This window comes from Photorhabdus sp. RM71S, from assembly GCF_042879355.1.
Lineage (GTDB): Bacteria > Pseudomonadota > Gammaproteobacteria > Enterobacterales > Enterobacteriaceae > Photorhabdus > Photorhabdus kayaii.
On record NZ_JBHFKV010000002.1, the window covers coordinates 183032 to 202355 of the forward strand.

A 19324-nucleotide genomic window follows, 5' to 3' on the forward strand; every position below is an offset into this window, starting at 1 on the left:
TCAAGTTGCCTCTTTGTTGGCTGCACTCACTCACCCCGGTCACATAGTTCTCTATGCTCCCGGGGATTCGCTCCCTTGCCGTCGCGATGCATCTTGAAATCCATAGGGTATATTAACGCTCTTCGTGTTTAAGACCGCCACTTAACACACACAATACTCCCATGAGATCAGCATGACGGATGGTCACTTTCGACTGTGCATAAACTTTCGGCTTAGCATGGTAAGCAATACCTAACCCTGCTTTGCGGATCATCTTCAAGTCATTAGCGCCGTCACCAATCGCGACAGTTTGCTCCAATGAGATATCCAGTTTTTTTGCCAGTTTCACCAATGTGGCAGCTTTATATTTAGCATCAACAACTGGTCCTATAACCTTACCTGTCAACTTACTATTTTTTATTTCTAACTGATTGGCTACCGCAGCCACCAAACGTAAATTCTGGCGCAAATGGTCAGCAAAATAGGTAAAACCACCCGATGCGATTGCCACATGCCAATCAAAAGATTGTAACTTACGCACCAGACTGGTCAGCCCCGGCATAAGTGGTAAATTTTCTACAACCTGTCGCAGAATATCAGCATCAGCCCCTGCCAACTGGGCAACTCGCTCCCGCAGACTATCAGAAAAATCCAGCTCTCCTTGCATTGCCCGCTCGGTAATCTCGGCTACTTTGTCACCTACGCCAGCCAAACGGGCAATTTCATCAATACATTCAATTTGAATTGCTGTTGAATCCATATCCATCACTAGCAAACCTGGTGACCGCAACCGTGGGATCTGCCCCAAAGGAACCACATCTAACCGACACTCATCAGCTAGCCGTTTAATACGAGCCGTCAAATTTCCGGCAATACGTACTACCTGATAATCATCAATACGCCATGAAGAAACGATGACAATAGCAGCACCAAGCCGATGTTGAAAATTACTAATACGTTGTTTATCCAGGCCACGGCCATATATCAACCAACCACTGTCACCCGCTCGGTAATCCAACGGCATAACTTCTTCACCACTTAACGAAAGCGGTAATCCCGGCCACTTATGGACCTCTTCCGGCAAATAGTGATAAGCCAGGTTATTAGACATTAATCCCTACTCCTGTAATCCCACATGATTTGACAGCAAAAAATTGTGCTTCAAACTATCCTCTCTGTACTGCATCTGGCAACATTGCGTTGACCAAAGCTTGGAAGAGATAACTATGATCAAAGCTAAATTAAAATTCCGACTGCATAAAACAGCTATCATCTTGATTTGCATTGCTTTATTAGTATTTCTAATGCAGGGTGTTTCTTATTTTAGCCGTTCTCACCAACAAGCCCAGATGGATCAATTTGAGGAATTGGCAAAAACCTTGGCAAAACAAGTCGCATTCAGCTTATCTGATTATATGGAGAGTGGCAGCAAAGATCTTAATAATGAGCGGATACTGGCTAATTTGCATCATCTAACGACAAACAGCCGCATACTTGATGCCAGTGTTTATCTTAACAATGGAACACAGGTTGCCCATAGTGGAGAGAACGTCTCGGTGCGGGATCGTCTATCTTTGGATGGTAAAAAAGCGGGCAGCTACTTTAACTACCAGATAGTCGTCCCCATCCCAGGAAAAGATGAGCCCAAAGGTTTTCTGCGCCTGACATTAGATACCCACAAATTGGCAACCGAGTCCAAGCAGGTGGATAACACGACTAATTTACTCCGGATCATGATCTTACTCGCTTTAGCAATTGGTTTTATTCTGGCACATAACCTATTGCAATTAACGCCAAGTCGATGGCAACAATCGCCTTATTTACTGACAGCCAACAGTAAATCAAGTGCAAATGAAGAAGAAGAGAAATAAGATGAAAATTTCTTACTAAATCATTTTGATATTTAAACTAATAGAGGCGGTTATTTCTACCATCCCATTATCTCAGTCACTTCGTAGATGGAATTAGGGCATGGCTCGGAACATTTAATTGTTGCTAGAGCCTCCTTTGCCAAGAAATTTCATAGCCGAATAAACACGCTGTAACTAATAAAAAATCATCAATCTTAACTGAAAGAAACAAGCTCTCCCATTATTTAATAACCAAAGTAATAGTTTATTATGTTACTTTAACTTCAATTACATAATAATATTATCAGTGACATATATCACATATTTACCAATATATAGAATTAAATTAGAGCATCTGGCAACGCCCACATAACCAATTAATTAATAAAGTATTTTTTATTATCGCTCATTTTATAACAAATCATATCCAATTGTTTTTATTGATAATTTATAACAATCCATATTTATGAATTATAGCATTAAGTAATATCTACATATTGATTGTTAAGTCAAATTCATGACTAATAGCGCCCCAAAAATTATATGAAGCGTGCGGGATGCCAAAGAATAATGAAAAAAAAGATTATTATTTTTACTAGTTTTCTTATTGTTACTACCGATGTTAAAGCCGCCGAAATTTCAGATCAGCAACTCATTCATCAACAAGAACGACAGAAAGCACTGGAAGCTCAATTAACACCACCACCGGCGGATATTCGTCTGTCTGTTCCTGAAACAGCAGTACCTTCTAAATTTCCTGACGATACGCCCTGCTTTCCCATTACGCATGTTGTTCTTGAAGGCACGGAACATTTTCCTCACTGGTTACCTTTAAAACGTTTAGCCCAACAGGGAGAAAACCAATGTCTGGGCACCCAGGGGATTAATATATTAATGACTCGGATACAAAACCGGTTAATTAATCATGGCTATGTCACTAGCAGAGTATTAGCTCCCAGTCAGGATCTTAATTCCAAGACATTAAAACTCATGATCATACCGGGCAAAATTGGGCATATTCGCTATACCGCTGAAAGTGGCAATTATATTCAACGGATAACCACATTTCCTCCCCGCGAAGGAGAGCTGCTTGACTTACGGGATATTGAGCAGGGATTAGAAAATTTACAACGTTTTCCTACCGTTCAAGCCAGTATGGAAATTGTACCAAATGAACAGTTAGGAGAAAGCGACATTGTGCTGAACTGGCGTCAGTCAAGACATTGGCGACTGGCTAGCTACCTGGACGATTCAGGTTCTAAAAGTACCGGGCGTTACCAAGGCGGATTAACTTTATATCTGGATAATCCTCTTGCGTTGAGTGATCTATTTTATATCTCCGGTGGACGCGATATTCGCTCCCCTTCCGGTCGCAGCAGCAAAAACTACACCCTCCACTACTCCCTACCGGTGGGATACTGGATGGCGGGCATCACTGCCAGTAATTACGATTACAACCAAAAAGTAGCCAGTCCAAATAAAGACAACAAATACAGCGGCGAAAGCAAAAACCTGAATATCCAACTCAGCCGACTCTTACATCGTAACGCCAATCAGAGAACCTCGATTAACGGTGAAATTTATCGCCGCACATCCAAGAGTTTTATTAATGACCAGAAAATCGACGTACAGAGCCGGGAAACGGCTGGCTGGAAATTAGGATTATCTCATCGTCACTACATTGGTAGAGCGACCCTGGATGCCGGAGTAACTTACCAACAGGGAACCCGCTGGTTTGGCGCTCAGCCCGCACCAGAAGAGGCCCGTGGTGAAGCCACTGCCTTACTTAAAACAACCCAGTTTTCTGCAGCACTTTCGGCACCATTTACCCTATTTTCTCAGCCATTCATCTACAAAACCCAGTACCTGCGCCAAATAAGCGCCAGAACGTTGACAACACAGGATCAATTTTCAATTGGCAACCGCTGGACAGTACGCGGGTTTGATGGTGAACGCACATTAAATGGAGATCATGGTTGGTACAGCCGTAACGAACTGGAATGGCAAACGCCACTGAATGGTCACTCCCTGTATATGGGCATGGATTATGGCGAAATTGGTGGGCCGGGAAATGAGCGGCGCCTGGGAAAACACCTGGCGGGTGGCGTTTTGGGCTGTCGCGGCAGTCTTAAAGGCGTGAGCTATGACCTGTTTGCCGGTATCCCGCTATCCAAACCGGATGGCTTTCAAACCTCATCAGTCACAACTGGATTCAGTTTGTACTGGCAGTACTAACTCAAAATAACAACGCAGCCAAAATTATCGCAGATAAAAAGTGTTAGTGGAGAAAAACAATGAACAAGCATCTGTATCGTATTATCTTTAACAAAGCCCGGAACATGTTGATGGTCGTGGCCGATATTGCAACTTCCGGGCAAGGTAGTACGGTACGCCACCGCAGTCGTCGGCAATTACCACAATGCCTTTGCCGGTTAACAGCGTTACGACTGAGTTTGTTATTGGCAACCGGCTGCATCTCCCTAACAGCGCAGGCCAATATTGTGGCCGACGGACAAGCACCGGGTAATCAGCAACCGACTATCCTGAACAGTGCAAACGGTACGCCACAAATCGATATTCAGACCCCTAACGCCGCGGGTATCTCGCGTAATACCTACAGCCAATTTGATATCGATAAACGAGGCGTCATCCTTAACAACAGTCACAACGCTGTCCAAACTCAACTAGGCGGTATGGTGGCAGGAAATCCGTGGCTTGCCAAAGCGGAAGCCAAAATCATTCTCAATGAAGTGAACAGCATTAACGCCAGTAAACTTAATGGCTGGATAGAAGTCGCCGGACAAAAAGCCGACGTGATTATTGCCAACCCGGCGGGCATCACCTGCAACGGTTGTGGATTCATTAACGCCCATCGCGCAACACTCACCACAGGACAGGCCATGATGGAACAAGGCCGACTGAAAGGCTTTGATATTGAGCGGGGAGAAGTGCGCATTGAAGAGCTGGGAATAGACAGTTCACAACAAAATTATACCGAAATTATTGCCCGCTCGGTGGTAATCAACGGCAAACTGCACGCGAAAGATCTAAAAATCACAACCGGACGTAATATCGTTGATGCTGCTCACCAGAACATTAAGAAAAAATCTGCTGACGGCAGCAAGAATCCATCATTTACGCTGGACGTAGCCGCACTCGGTGGCATGTACGCCAATAAAATCGTGCTGGTGGGTACCGAATTTGGTGTAGGGGTACGTAACGTCGGCCACATCGGAGCAATCGCCGGTGAAGTCCGCCTCACGGTTGATGGACGGATTGAGAATAGTGGCACAATTGCTGCACGAAGTCATACCACAATCAAAGCGGAGTCGATACAGAGTGCCAAAGGCAGTATTCTGGCCGCCGGAATTGATGATAAAGGGAAAGCCACGCTGCCCGGATCGCTGACACTGACCGCCAAACAGCAAATTCAGGCCAATGGACAAAACCTGGCGACCAATACTCTGGAAGTACAGAGTAAAAAAATTGATCTCAGCGGCAGCCAAACTTCTGCCAACAACATTCAACTCGCTGCCAATCAGCAAGAGATTAGCACCGCCAACGCTACAGTCACCGCTGACCGCTTTACAGCTAAAACACCCGGCCAATTCAACAATGACGGCGGCACACTGGTAGCACGAGAAATCAACTTAACGACTCCAGACTTATCCAACAAGCAGGGGAAAATTAATCAAACCGGCAAAGGAGAGCTGGTACTGAACACCCAAACACTGAGTAACCACAACGGGACCATTCTCAATGAGGGGAAACGGCTGGCTATCACCACAAACAATCTGGACAACCGTCATGGAAAAATCGCCAATAATGGGGATGATCTGAACCTAACCGTCCACAAGGAGGCGAACAACACGGAAGGGGGGACAATTCAACTCGCCGGTAAAGGTAAACTGTCACTCAACACCCATCAGTGGATAGGTGACGGAGGCGAGCTGCTCTCCAACGGTGAACTGGATATACAAGCCCACAACCTACAACTGAATAAAGAAGCAGTCACTACTGCCGACAAAATTACAATAAAAGCAGACACATTGAGCCATCAGAGTGGAGTAATGCAGCAACAGGGCAAGGACAAAATGTCCCTGACTGCTAATACGCTGGATAACCAAAATGGCGAGATTAAAGGCAATGGCAACCTGAAAATCAATGCCACTACCTTGGATAACAGCAAAGGCAAAATCATAGCAGCCAAACAAGGCAATTTGGAATTGACTGTTGATGACGCTCTGAATAACCAAGATGGACACTTTGAAGCCGGTCAAGATATCCAACTGACAGCAACACAACTTGATAACAGCCGGGGCAAAATCGTTGCAACCGGTGGCAGCACAGAACTGATCATTGGGAAAAACATTGAAAACGTTGACGGACGAATCGAAGCCAAAACGACGCTCACCACAAAAAGTCAGGCGTTGAATAACCATCAAGGATCATTACTGGCTCAACAGATAGACAGCCAAACCAAAGGGCATAAATTCACCAACACCGCGGGACAAGTTATTGCCCAAGAAAAACTCACCCTAAACAGCGGTGAACTGGATAACACGTCTGGTTTGTTACAATCTGGCAATGACATGATAGTCAATACTCATGGACAGAAACTGACTAACACTAAAGACACTAAAAATGGTGACGAAAAAGAGATCAAAAAAGGCACCATATTAAGCACTGGCAATCTGGAACTCCGTACAGGGGATATCAACAACACCGCCGGCATCATCTCTGCTAAAGGAAAAACCACCCTTAACGCCGGTAACGTTGACAATACCGACGGCCAACTCTTATCACAACAGATGGCGGAACTGACCACACAGGCATTAAATAACACTCGTGGACAGATCCAATCAGAGTCAAGCCTGTTGCTGGATACCCAAAACCAAGCCCTGACCAATACCGACAGTGGCAAAACTGGCGGTATTATTGCCAAAGACTCATTACGTATTTCCAGCGGTAAACTGACTAATGACTCGGGCGTTATCCTTGGTCATGGCATTCACATCAACACCCATGAACAACGGCTAAGCAACCAAAAAGGCACCATAGAGAGCAAGAAAAATCTGCAACTTGACAGTGGAGAACTCGACAGTACCAGTGGACAAATAAAATCTGATGGCAACATGACATTAGACACCCACGGGAAAAAGCTCACCACCGCAAAAAGCAGCGACACTGGTGGCGTGACCAGTAAGGGAACACTCACTTTAAAGACAGGCGAGATAGACAACCACGATGGCACCATCACTGGAACAGGGACGACAACGATAACGGGTAGAGAACTCCACAACCAACGAGGAAAACTGGTCAGCAAAACCAGCTCACTAACATTAACGGTAAACAACACTGACAACAGCGGTGGACTACTGCAATCCGCGGGTGATTTGACACTGGATACGCAAGGTGGGCTGCTAACCAACACCAACAGCGGCAAAGACCGAGGCATAATCAGCACAGGCAACATGAAGCTGACGACCCAAGGGGTTAACAATGATGCGGGCCTAATCCATGCGGGTAAGAACCTGATCCTTGACGGACAGAAGGGAGCGATAACCAACCGCAACAGCCAGCCTAATCAGGGTATCCGTAGCTCAGGAGACTTAACGCTGACGGCAAATGCTATTGATAACCATCAAGGATCTGTAGAAGCGGATAAACAACTCACCGTGACATCCGGGACCGTTGACAATACCGGAGGTCTGCTGAAATCCGGCTCAACTCTGTCACTCAACACCCAAAGCCAGAAACTGATTAACGCACAGAGCGGAGAAAAACGCGGTATCCGCAGCGGCAGTGATCTGATCCTAGAAGCCGGTGAAATTGACAACACCGCTGGCGTGATAGACTCACAAGGTGAAACCACGCTGACCAGCCAAAACCTCAACAACACCAGCGGTAAAATCCTCTCGCGGAAAAAAGCCGATCTGACAACACAAGCAGTCAACAACCAAAGCGGACGGATACAATCCGCAACCAGTCTGAAATTAGATACACAACAGCATGAACTCACTAACACTGATAACAGTAAAAACGGTGGGATTATCGCGGAAGATGCCCTGGAACTGACTACCGGTAAACTGATCAATGACCGTGGATCTATCCGTGGTGATGAAACCCACATTAACACCCATCAGCAAGCGCTAAACAATGTGGCTGGCGCCATCGCCAGTAAGAAAAATCTAAAAATCGATAGCGGAGAACTCAACAGTACTGGTGGAAGAATAGAGTCTGCTGGTGATATGACACTGGACACGCACGGAGAAAAACTGACCACCGCCAAAAGTGGTAAAACCGGTGGCGTTATCAGTCAAGGAACATTGACGCTGACCACTGGCGAGATCGATAACCAAGAGGGTTTTATCAAAGGTAGAGGAACAACCACCGTTACCGGTGGTGAGCTGAAAAACCAAGGCGGGACCCTCGCCAGTGAAACCAGCACACTCACATTGACCGTGAAAAAAACCGATAACAGCGGCGGCCTGTTGAAATCCGCAGGTGATCTGACACTCGATACACAAGGTGAGCTACTGACTAACCTCAACAGCGGTAAGACCGGAGGCATAATTAGTGCAGGCAATGTCAAGCTGACCGCTCAAGGCATCAATAATGAAGCAGGCTGGATCCATGCGGATAAAAACCTGACTCTAGATGTGCAACAAGGCACAATAACCAACCGCAACAGCCAGCCTAAACAGGGGATCTCAAGCCAGGGAAAATTGGCAATAACTGCGGGTACCCTCGATAACCAACAGGGAAGAGTTATCGCCGATAAGCAGCTCAACGTGACATCAACAGGAGCCGTTGATAATACCAGCGGTAAAATGGTCAGCCAGAATCAACAACTCACCATGAATACCGGTGAACTGAATAACACAAGTGGTTTGCTGCAATCCAAGACAACCCTTTCTCTTAACACCCACGGCCAAAAGCTGACTAATACGCAAAGCGGGGATGACCTTGGCATACTCAGCGGCAGTGACCTGACCCTGGAAGCTGGTGAAATTGATAACATCGCTGGCAAGATAGATTCCCAAGGCGAAACCACGTTAACTAGCCAAAACCTCAACAACACCGACGGTAAAATCCTCTCGAAAGGAAAAGCCGATCTGACAACACAAGCGGTCAACAACCAACGTGGGCTGATACAATCCGCAGCCAGTCTGAAATTAGATACACAACAGCATGAACTAACTAGCACTGATAGCGATGAAAACAGTGGGATCATCGCGGAAGATGCCCTGGAACTGACTACCGGTAAACTGATCAATGACCGCGGCAATATTCGTGGTAACGAAATCCACATTAACACCCATCTGCAAGCGCTAAACAATGTGGCTGGCGCCATATTCAGTAAGAAAAATCTAAAACTCGATAGCGGAGAACTCAACAGTACTGGTGGGAGAATAGAGTCTACCGGCGATATGACACTGGACACGCACGGAGAAAAACTGACCACCGCCAAAAGCGGTAAAACCGGCGGCGTTATCAGTAAAGGGACAATGACCCTGACCACCGGTGAAATTGACAACCAAGGCGGTGTGATTATCGCTACAGGAACAACGACTGTTACCGGTGGCGAACTGAAAAACCAAGGCGGAACACTTGCCAGCGAAAAAGACGCACTGACATTAACGGTAAACAAAACTGACAACAGCGACGGCTTACTGCAATCCGCCGGTGACCTGATACTGAATACGCAAGGTGGTCTGTTGACCAACATCAATAGCGGCAAAACCAGTGGCATAATCAGTGAGGGCAATGTCAGCCTGACCGCTCAAGGTATCAATAATGAAGCAGGCCGAATCCATGCTGATAAAAACCTAACCCTTGACGGGCAGAAGGGAACCATAACCAACCGTAACAGCCAACCTAAACAGGGGATCTCAAGCCTGGGAGAGTTGACAATAACTGCGGGAACCATCGATAACCAACAGGGAAGGATCATCGCCGATAAGCAGCTCAACGTGACATCAACAGGAAGTGCTAACAACACTGGCGGTAAAATGGTCAGCCAGCATCAACAATTGGCACTAAATACCGGCGAACTGAATAATGCCGGTGGCTTGCTGCAATCCAAAACAACGCTTTCACTCAATACCCACGGCCAAAAGCTGACTAATACGCAAAGCGGGAAGAAACACGGCATACTCAGCGGCAGTGACCTGACCTTGAAAGCTGGTGAAATTGATAACACCGCTGGCAAGATAGATTCCCAAGGCGAAACCTTGCTGACTAGCCAAAACCTCAACAATACCGACGGTAAAATCCTCTCGAAAGGAAAAGCCGATCTGACAACACAAGCAGTCAACAACCAAAGCGGATTGATACAATCCGAAACCAGCTTGAAATTAGATACCCAACAGCATGAACTAACCAACACCGATAGCGGTAAAAACGGCGGGATCGTTGCAAAAGATACTTTGGAACTGACTACCGGTAAACTGATCAATGATCGCGGCGATATCCGTGGTAACGAAACCCACATTAACACTCATCAGCAAGCGCTAAACAACTTGGCTGGCATCATATTCAGTAAGAAAAACCTGCAACTCGACAGTGGAGAACTCAACAGTACTGGCGGACGAATAGAGTCTACCGGCGATATGACACTGGACACCCACGGAGAAAAATTGACCACCGCCAAAAGCGGCGATACCAAAGGCGTTATCAGTAAAGGGACATTAACCCTCACCACCGGAGAAATCGACAACCAAGAGGGTTTTATCAAAGGTACAGGAACAACGATCGTTACCGGCGGTGAACTGAAAAACCAAGGCGGGATACTTGCCAGCGAAAAAGATGCGCTAACATTAACGGTGAAACAAACTGACAACAGCGGCGGCTTACTAAAATCTGCCGGTGACCTGACACTGAATACGCAAGGTGGCTTGTTCACCAACATCAACAGCGGCAAAAACAGAGGCGTAACCAGTACAGGCAATGTCAACCTGACCGCTCAAGGCATCAATAATGAAGCTGGTTTTATCCATGCAGGTAAAAATCTTCACCTTGATGGACTACAAGGCACAATAATCAACCGCAACAGCCAACCTAAACAAGGCATATCAAGCCAAGGAACGCTGACAATGACCGCAGGTGCCATCGATAACCATAAGGGAATTGTGGCTGCCAACCAACAACTTGAAGTGACATCATCAGGAACCGTTAATAACACTGACGGTAAAATAGTCAGCCAACATCAGCAACTCACCATGAATACCGGTGAACTGAATAACACTGGCGGCTTGCTGAAATCCCAAACAATCCTTTCGCTTAACACCCACGGCCAAAAGCTAACTAATACGCAAAGCGGAGATGACTTTGGCATACGCAGCGGCAGTGACTTGACCCTAGCAGCCGGTGAAATCGATAACACTGCTGGTGTGATAGGCTCAAAAGGTGAAACTACACTGACTAGCCAGGACCTCAAAAACGTCGGGGGTAAAATCCTCTCGCAGGGCAAGGCAGATCTAACGACGAAAGCAGTTAACAACCAACGAGGGCTGATACAATCCACTGCTAGCCTGAAACTGGATACCCAACAGCAAAAACTGACTAATACCGATAGCGGTGAACTTGATGGAATCATCGCGCAGGACAGCCTAAAACTGATTATAGGTGAACTCACCAATGATCTCGGCTATATCCGTGGTGATGAAACTCACATTGATACTCATAAACAGGCATTAAACAATCTAGCCGGTACCATATTCAGTAAGAAAAATCTGCAACTCGATAGTGGAGAACTTAACAGTACCAGCGGACGAATAGAGTCTACCGGCGATATGACGCTGGACACCCACGGAGAAAAATTGACCACTAGCAAAAGCGGTAAAACTGGTGGCGTTATCAGTAAAGGTACATTAACCCTAACTACCGGAGAAATCGACAACCAGGATGGTCTTATCAAAGGTACAGGAACAACGATGATTACTGGCGGTGAACTGAAAAACCAGGGCGGAATACTCTCTAGCGAAACCAGTGAGCTGACACTATCGGTGAACCAAACTGACAACAGTGGCGGTCTGTTGCAATCCAAAGGTAAGCTGACTCTCAATACACACGGCCATTCCCTGACTAATAACAATAGTGGTGATCAGGGCGGCATCCACAGCCAAGACGATATACTGATTACCAGTAGTGATTTACATAATCAGGCCGGCACAATTACCAGTCGTAAAATCGCAACCCTAAATACTGCTGCCGTGAATAACACCCAGGGCACTATTGTTGGCACTCAACAGATAAAACTGATCACCCAAGCATTCAACAACCAACAAGGCACCGTCCACTCTGATGGAAACCTGAGTCTCAACACCCAAGGCCAACGCTTGGATAACAACGGTGACAAAGATAAATCAGGTGAATTCTCTGCTCTGGGAGATTTGACGCTAGGTATCGGTGAGTTAAATAACGATATCGGTTTTATTGCCGCTGACGGCAAAACCAACATTACCAGCACCACCCTCACCAATAACAAGGGAAAAATTGTCGGCAACAGTGGACTGGACATTCATAGCCAGAAGCTTACCAACCACAATGGAACATTACAGTCAGCGAAAACCGTCAATATTGACACAAACGGGCAGCTACTGGACAACCAGCATGGCCGTATTACTGGCGATGACAACACTAACGTGACCAGCAGCAAACTGGATAATCAACACGGACATATTCAAGGCGGGAAGCTCACTATCAATACCGGGCAAGCCGATACAGATAACCAAGATGGTAAACTGTTGTCAACAGACACCATGAACCTGAATACCCAACAACTCGACAACCGCCGCGGACAAATCAAAGCCGTGGGAGACGCTAAACTCGATATCCAGACAAAAACCAACAACACCAGCGGCTTTATCCACAGTAATCAGAAACTGACACTGACCACCGCACAACTGATCAACCGAGAAACCAATTCCTCTGAGCAAGGGATTGAAGCCCAAAACCTGATAATTAAAGCTCAACAGGTGGATAACACCCAAGGCGCATTACGGGGAGCCAACCACCTGCGAACTAACATCAGCCAAAAGCTGAATAATACACAGGGGCTGATCTCTGGTGGCAAACAGCTCATTATCGAGGACGAAACACAGCAACTATCCATTGACAACCAACAAGGCACCCTGATTGCGGGTGAAAATGCCAACATCAAAGCAAGCACCTTAGGTGGTAGCGGACAGGTATCATCGCAAGGCGATATGGAGATCGCATTAAAACAGGATTTCCACAACACCGGTAATATCACTGCCAACGGTAATTTATCCCTAAAAACCGCTGGCAATATCACCAACGACAATACAATAAAAACTGGGCAAACATTACATCTGGAGGCCAAAAACCTCACTAACACCCAAGCAGCAGAAATCAGTGCCAAGAAAACCGAAGTCAGCGTCCGCGATACGCTGACCAACACTGGATTGATTGACGGCGAGCTCACCCATCTCACCACTAAGACACTGAACAATACCGGCACCGGACGTATTTACGGTGATCAAATAGCCCTCGAAACAGGTACTCTCAACAACACGGCGCAAGATGGCAAAGCCTCCGTCATTGCCGCCCGAGACCGAATGGATATCGCCACCGGGACGCTCAACAACCTTAATCATGCCCAAATTTACAGCGTGGGTGATATGCGCATTGGCGGACAACTGGATGAGAACCTAACGGCGACCAGTCAAGCAGGTAAACTCAAAAACCATGCGGCAACTATTGAAGCCGGCGGTAACCTAAGGATTGATGCCGCTATTATCCGCAATACCAACGATCGCCTAGTGACACATATCGTAGAAACGGAAAAATCCCAGCGTCATGAAGCAGTATTGAGCGGCCACACCACCCGCTATGACTGGTCACAAGTAGACACTTCCTACAGCAACAAATACGGCGTACATACCGCTGTTATGCCGGATGGTAGCAGCGATGATGAGTTTTACGAGTACCGATATACCCGTACCGTCAATGAAACCCAGATAAAAGAGAGTGACCCGGGTAAAATCCTGGCCGGGGGTAATATGACCCTGAACAGCACAATGCTAACCAACAACGACAGCCAAATCGTGGCAGGCGCAACACTGGGCGGTGATATTGACGAACTGCACAATAACTCCACCAAAGGAGAACGTATTATCACGGATGAAGGCAGCGAAATCCGCTGGTATGCCAAAAAGAAAAAACGTCGATTCAGAGGAACCAAAACCTCCCAAGGAAAAGACTGGGACGATTATAACCCGGCACCGATAACCGAAACTATCGACCTGAAAGCCTTGGCCTGGAAAGGCAATACCCGTCCTGACGCCACCGGCATAACGATAGGTGACAGGCAAGAAAGTAGTGTTCAGAGTGCACCTGTCGGAATTAGCCTGTTCTCAAGAATGGCAGAAGCGGGTAATGTCACGCTGACAAACGCCACTATTAACACCATCACACTCAGTACCCCGACACAAACTGACGACCGACCATTGCAGGTTAACGGCCTAGGAACTACTGTGGCTATCCCTACAGAGACCATCACACTACCTAGCAGGGATATACCGATTGATCGCCCATTACTTTCACCTACAGGCCAACAAACTGAGCAGGTATTATCGTCCAGCACAGTGGCATTACCAAACAGAGACGCACTCACTGGACACCCAACACTTTCACCTACAGGCCAACAGACTGAGCAAATATTATCGTCCGGCGCAGTGGCACTACCAGACAGAGATGCACTGACTGAACACCCAGTACTTCCACCAGTTCAACAAACTGAACGGGTACTACCTCCTGCCACTGTCACCCTACCAAACAGGGGTGCATTAGATGATCGCCCGCTGGTGTTACCAACAGGCCAACAATTTGAACTGACGCTACCGTCTGATACCGTCAAAGGTCAAAGCGTCGAACCCCTTATCCGTATCGTTGCTCCAGATACCCGCCTGCCGGACAACAGCCTGTTTGTCGTACAGCCGGGCAGTGACAGCCATTATTTAGTGGAGACCGACCCTAAATTCACCCAATACAAAAAGTGGCTGGGTACGGATTACATGCAACAACAGTTAACCCGTGACCCAGCACTGGCGCACAAACGCCTGGGAGATGGGTTCTACGAGCAGCGTCTGGTACGTGATCAAATTACCCAATTGACCGGTCAGCGTTATCTGGCCGGCCACAACAACGATGAAACCCAGTTTAAAGCGTTAATGGAAGCCGGCGTTGCTTTCAGCAAACAGCAACAACTTACCCCCGGCATCGCCTTAAGCCCATCGCAAATGGCGCTGCTCACCTCGGACATTATCTGGCTGACCAACCGGACCGTGACCCTGCCGAACGGCACAACGCAGGTGGTCACCGTGCCGCAGGTCTACGCTCGCGTGAATAAAGGCGACCTGACCGGTGACGGCGCCCTGCTCTCCGGTAAAAACGTGACAATAAATAGCCAAAAAGACATCACCAACAGCGGCACTATCCGCGGACGTGAAGTCACCCAACTGACGGCGAACAATCTGACCAATAGCGGCTTTATCCAAGGCGGCAGAGTGGATTTAACCGCCCGGCAGAATATCACCAACCTCGGCGGACAAATTCAGGGCCGAGACCGCGTTTCTGCACTGGCAAACCGGGATATCACCAGTGCCTCTACCCTGCGCGAAGATAATATTGACCGCTGGCTGGATCGGCCGGCTGGCATTTATGTCCAGAATGACAACGGCACCTTGTCGCTGAAAGCCCTGAACAACATCCGTCTCACTGCCAGTGAAGTAGATAATGCTGGCAAAGACGGTAAGACAGAGATAACGGCAGGCCTCGACCTGACTCTGGACACCCTGCGCACTCATCGCACAGAAAACAGTGACTGGGGGAGCGACAACTATCGCCATCTGACTCAGGAGCGTGACATTGGCAGCCAGATAACCACCGCGGGCAACCTAGCACTGCGAGCAGGTAACAACCTGAACGCTACCGCGGCTAATGTGAACGCCGGTCAACAACTCACCGCCCAAGCCGGGAACAACATCACTCTAGATGCTGGCACCGCTTCATCAGACCTGATAGAACACAGCAAACAGACCAGTAAAGGCTTACTCTCCAAATCCTCCGTCGAAACCCATGATGAGGTGCATGAACGTCGGGCGCAGAGCACCACGCTTAGTGGCGACAGCGTGACCGTACAAACCGGGAATGACCTGAATATCATCGGCAGTAACGTGGCAGGCACTCAGAATGTTAATCTGGCCGCAGGCAATCAGCTCACCATCACTACTGCGGATGAAGCCCGTCATGAAACTCACTTCAAACAAGAGAAAAAATCCGGCCTGATGGGCACCGGGGGTATCGGCTTCACCGTCGGCAAAGCCAGCCAAAAATCCACCACCGACATCGACAGTAACCTCAACAAAGGCAGCACCGTAGGTAGCAGCCAAGGTGATGTCACGCTCAACGCCGGAAAACAGCTCAACCTTCACGGCAGTGATGTGGTAGCGGGCCGCGATATGCAACTTTCCGGTCAAAACATTAACATCACCAGTGCGGAAAACAGTCACACTGCTATCACCAAAACCGAACAGAAACAAAGCGGTCTGACCGTAGCTCTGTCCGGCACCGCAGGCGGGGCCCTGAATTCCGCTGTTCAAACGGTTCAAGCCGCCAACAATGAAAGTGACAGCCGTATCAAAGCCTTACAAGGCACCAAAGCCGCTCTTAGCGGGGTACAGGCTGTTCAGGCAGCCCGTCTGGCCAACGCCAAAGGCGGTGACGACAAAGCCAATAACAATCTGATAGGGGTCAGCCTCTCCTACGGCAGCCAGTCCTCCCGGTCAGAACTGAAACAGCACCAGACCACTCAACAGGGCAGCAGCCTGATGACCGGGGATAACCTCACCCTCACCGCTGCCGGCACACCAGACCAGAACGGCGATATTCGCATTCAGGGCGGCCAGTTGCAGGCGGGCAAAGACCTGCAACTTAATGCCAGCCGGGATATCCAGCTCTCATCCAGCCAGAACACCGAACAGACCACCGGTAAAAACAGCAGTCGCGGAGGCTCACTGGGCGTCGGTTTCACTGCCGGACCGGGGGGCACGGGTATTAACCTCTCCGCCAGCGCCAACTACGGTAAAGGCAGTGAAAGCGGTAACGGCATCAGCCATAATGAAACTACGCTGGACGCAGGACAAACCGTCACTCTTAGCGCTGGCCGAGATGCCACGCTTAAGGGCGCTCAGGTCAGTGGTGAACAGATTACCGCCGACGTAAAACGCCACCTGACGCTCAGTAGCGAGCAGGACAGCAACCGCTACGATATGAAGCAACAAAATGTCAGTGCCGGCGTTAGTGCCACTATCGGCTCAGGTGGTTCATTGAACCTCAGCGCCAGCCGCGACAAAATCCACAGCAACTTTGATTCCGTACAGGAACAAACTGGACTGTTCGCTGGTAAAGGCGGATATCAAGTGAAAGTGGGGGAACACACCCAGCTTGACGGCGCAGTCATTGCCAGTACCGCAGACAAAGACAAAAACACCCTCGATACCGGTACTCTGGGTTTTGGCGATATAAAAAACAAAGCGGATTTTAAAACCGAACACCACAGCGTAAGTGTCAGCACCGGCGGTTCAGCAGGCGGCATGTTGCTCAGTAACATGGCCGCCAATACCCTGGGCGGCGCTAACCGGGAAGGCCATGCCCAAAGCACCACCCATGCCGCAGTCAGTGACGGCGCCCTGATTATCCGGGATAAAGACAGCCAGCAACAGGATATCACCACCCTGAGCCGGGATACCGACCATGCTAATAATGCTCTCAGTCCTATCTTTGACAAAGAGAAAGAGCAACAACGGCTGAAACAGGCCCAACTGATTGGCGAAATCAGTGCGCAGGTGATTGACATCGCCAGTACCGAAGGGGACATTATCGCCACCAAAGCCGCCCACGCTAAACTGGAGAATATCAGTGAACCGGACAGAAAAGCGGCCATTAAAGTACTGGAGGATAAAGGTGAAACCGACATCACCCCGAAACTCATTCAAGACCAGATTTACAAAACCGCCTATAATCAGGCATTGAATGAATCTGGCTTTGGCACCGGTGGGAAATACCACACCGCTCTACAGGCCGCCACTGCGGCCATTCAGGGACTCGCGGGCGGAAATATTGGTCAGGCGCTGGCGGGCGGCGCTTCCCCTTACCTGGCTGGCGTGATTAAAGACCTGACTACCGACCCGAAAACCCATCAAGTGGATGTCGTGAGCAATACTCTGGCCCATGCGATTCTGGGGGCAGTGGCCGCTGAAGTCAGTGGTAACAACGCGCTGGCCGGTGCGGCAGGCGCAGCGGGCGGTGAACTGGCTACCCGGGAACTGATGAAGCACATTCACAGCGAAAATGTTAAAGTCAGTGACTTAAGTGAAGAAGAAAAACAGACCATCAGCACCCTCTCCACTCTGGCAGCAGGTCTGGCAGGCGGCATTGCGGGAGACTCCACCGGCAGCGCCGTCACCGGTGCCCAGGCCGGGAAGAATGCGATTGAGAATAATGCGCTGGCCTCGCGAAATCTGGGGGATTGCCGCACGCTGTCACCGGCAGCGTGCGGCAAGGCCAAAGAACTGAGTCAGCGTATACTGGATAAAGGTCTGCCGTCAGTGGAGGACATGCGCGATAAACTGGCCTCATGTCAGGATGACAGTTGCCGTAAAGGGGTCTGGACGGAATATCGGCAGGCCAGTGATGCGACTATCAACACCCTGAAACAGATGGCGCTGAATGGCGAGTTGAGCCGTGAAGAACTGGCCTTTATCAACCATGAACTGGGTAAAGAACTGGCGGTCTCGGGCTATCGTGCCAATGATAAGATAGGCCGTTCAGAGCAGAGCAGCTGGCTAAATGGTGGCGGTGGGCCACTCTCCGGGTTCTTCAACACGGAATTGAGGCAGAAAGAGCTGGAGAACGCCGGATTATCTAAAGCGGATGCGGCGCAGTATGTGAAGGAAGAGCAGCGAAACCTGATGTTGCTGGAGACAGCGACGGGAATTATTGGGGCAAAAGCCAGTGATAAAATGCAGGCGAAGCCATCATCTGTACCGTCAATAAAAGGTTCGACTGATAACAAAGGCAGTAGCTCTGAACAACAGACTAATGAGCACAAAGTTATTGTTGTAGATAAAACAAAATATCCAGAATCAGCGAAGCATATTGAAGATGCTCAGAAAGCAGGGCATCCTAATGTATTGACGATTGATCGTGGAGGCGCTGCTCAGAGGAGAAGAGAATCCTTGAAAAATACTCCGCCAGTGAAAGGAGCAGATCGTGATGAATATCCTCCTGCCATGTTTAAAGAAGGTGGCTCGGGCGCTTCGGTTCGACCAATTACTCCTTCTGATAATAGAGGAGCTGGATCATGTATTGGTCAACAATGTCGCGGATTACCTAATGGTGCGACTGTAATTATAAAGACAGAAAAGCCAGAAAAATCAGGCAAAATAGAAACGGAGAAATAGAAA

The 19324-nt window shown here is 48.4% G+C and carries 4 protein-coding genes; 3 read left to right on the plus strand and 1 reads right to left on the minus strand.

The genetic code is table 11. From position 1 onward, the window contains the following. Window positions 1-112 precede the first annotated feature (112 nt). A complete protein-coding gene (serB, locus tag ACGF5R_RS01875; RefSeq protein ID WP_112876413.1) occupies window positions 113-1090 on the minus strand; it encodes a phosphoserine phosphatase in 978 nt (325 codons plus the stop codon). 115 nt (window positions 1091-1205) lie between these two features. On the opposite strand from serB, the gene ACGF5R_RS01880 reads away from it, so the two are divergent. From ACGF5R_RS01880 to ACGF5R_RS01890, 3 genes are all read left to right on the plus strand, one after another. Then, window positions 1206-1850 carry a YtjB family periplasmic protein gene (locus ACGF5R_RS01880; protein WP_112876412.1) on the plus strand — a complete coding sequence of 215 codons (645 nt, stop codon included), beginning with the start codon at window positions 1206-1208 and terminating at the stop codon, window positions 1848-1850. A gap of 549 nt (window positions 1851-2399) precedes the next feature. Further along, complete coding sequence (locus ACGF5R_RS01885) at window positions 2400-4064, plus strand: ShlB/FhaC/HecB family hemolysin secretion/activation protein (protein ID WP_387689468.1); 1665 nt, start codon at window positions 2400-2402, stop codon at window positions 4062-4064. A 59-nt stretch (window positions 4065-4123) separates the two neighbouring features. Then, complete coding sequence (locus ACGF5R_RS01890) at window positions 4124-19321, plus strand: hemagglutinin repeat-containing protein (RefSeq protein WP_387689471.1); 15198 nt, start codon at window positions 4124-4126, stop codon at window positions 19319-19321. Window positions 19322-19324: the final 3 nt, after the last annotated feature.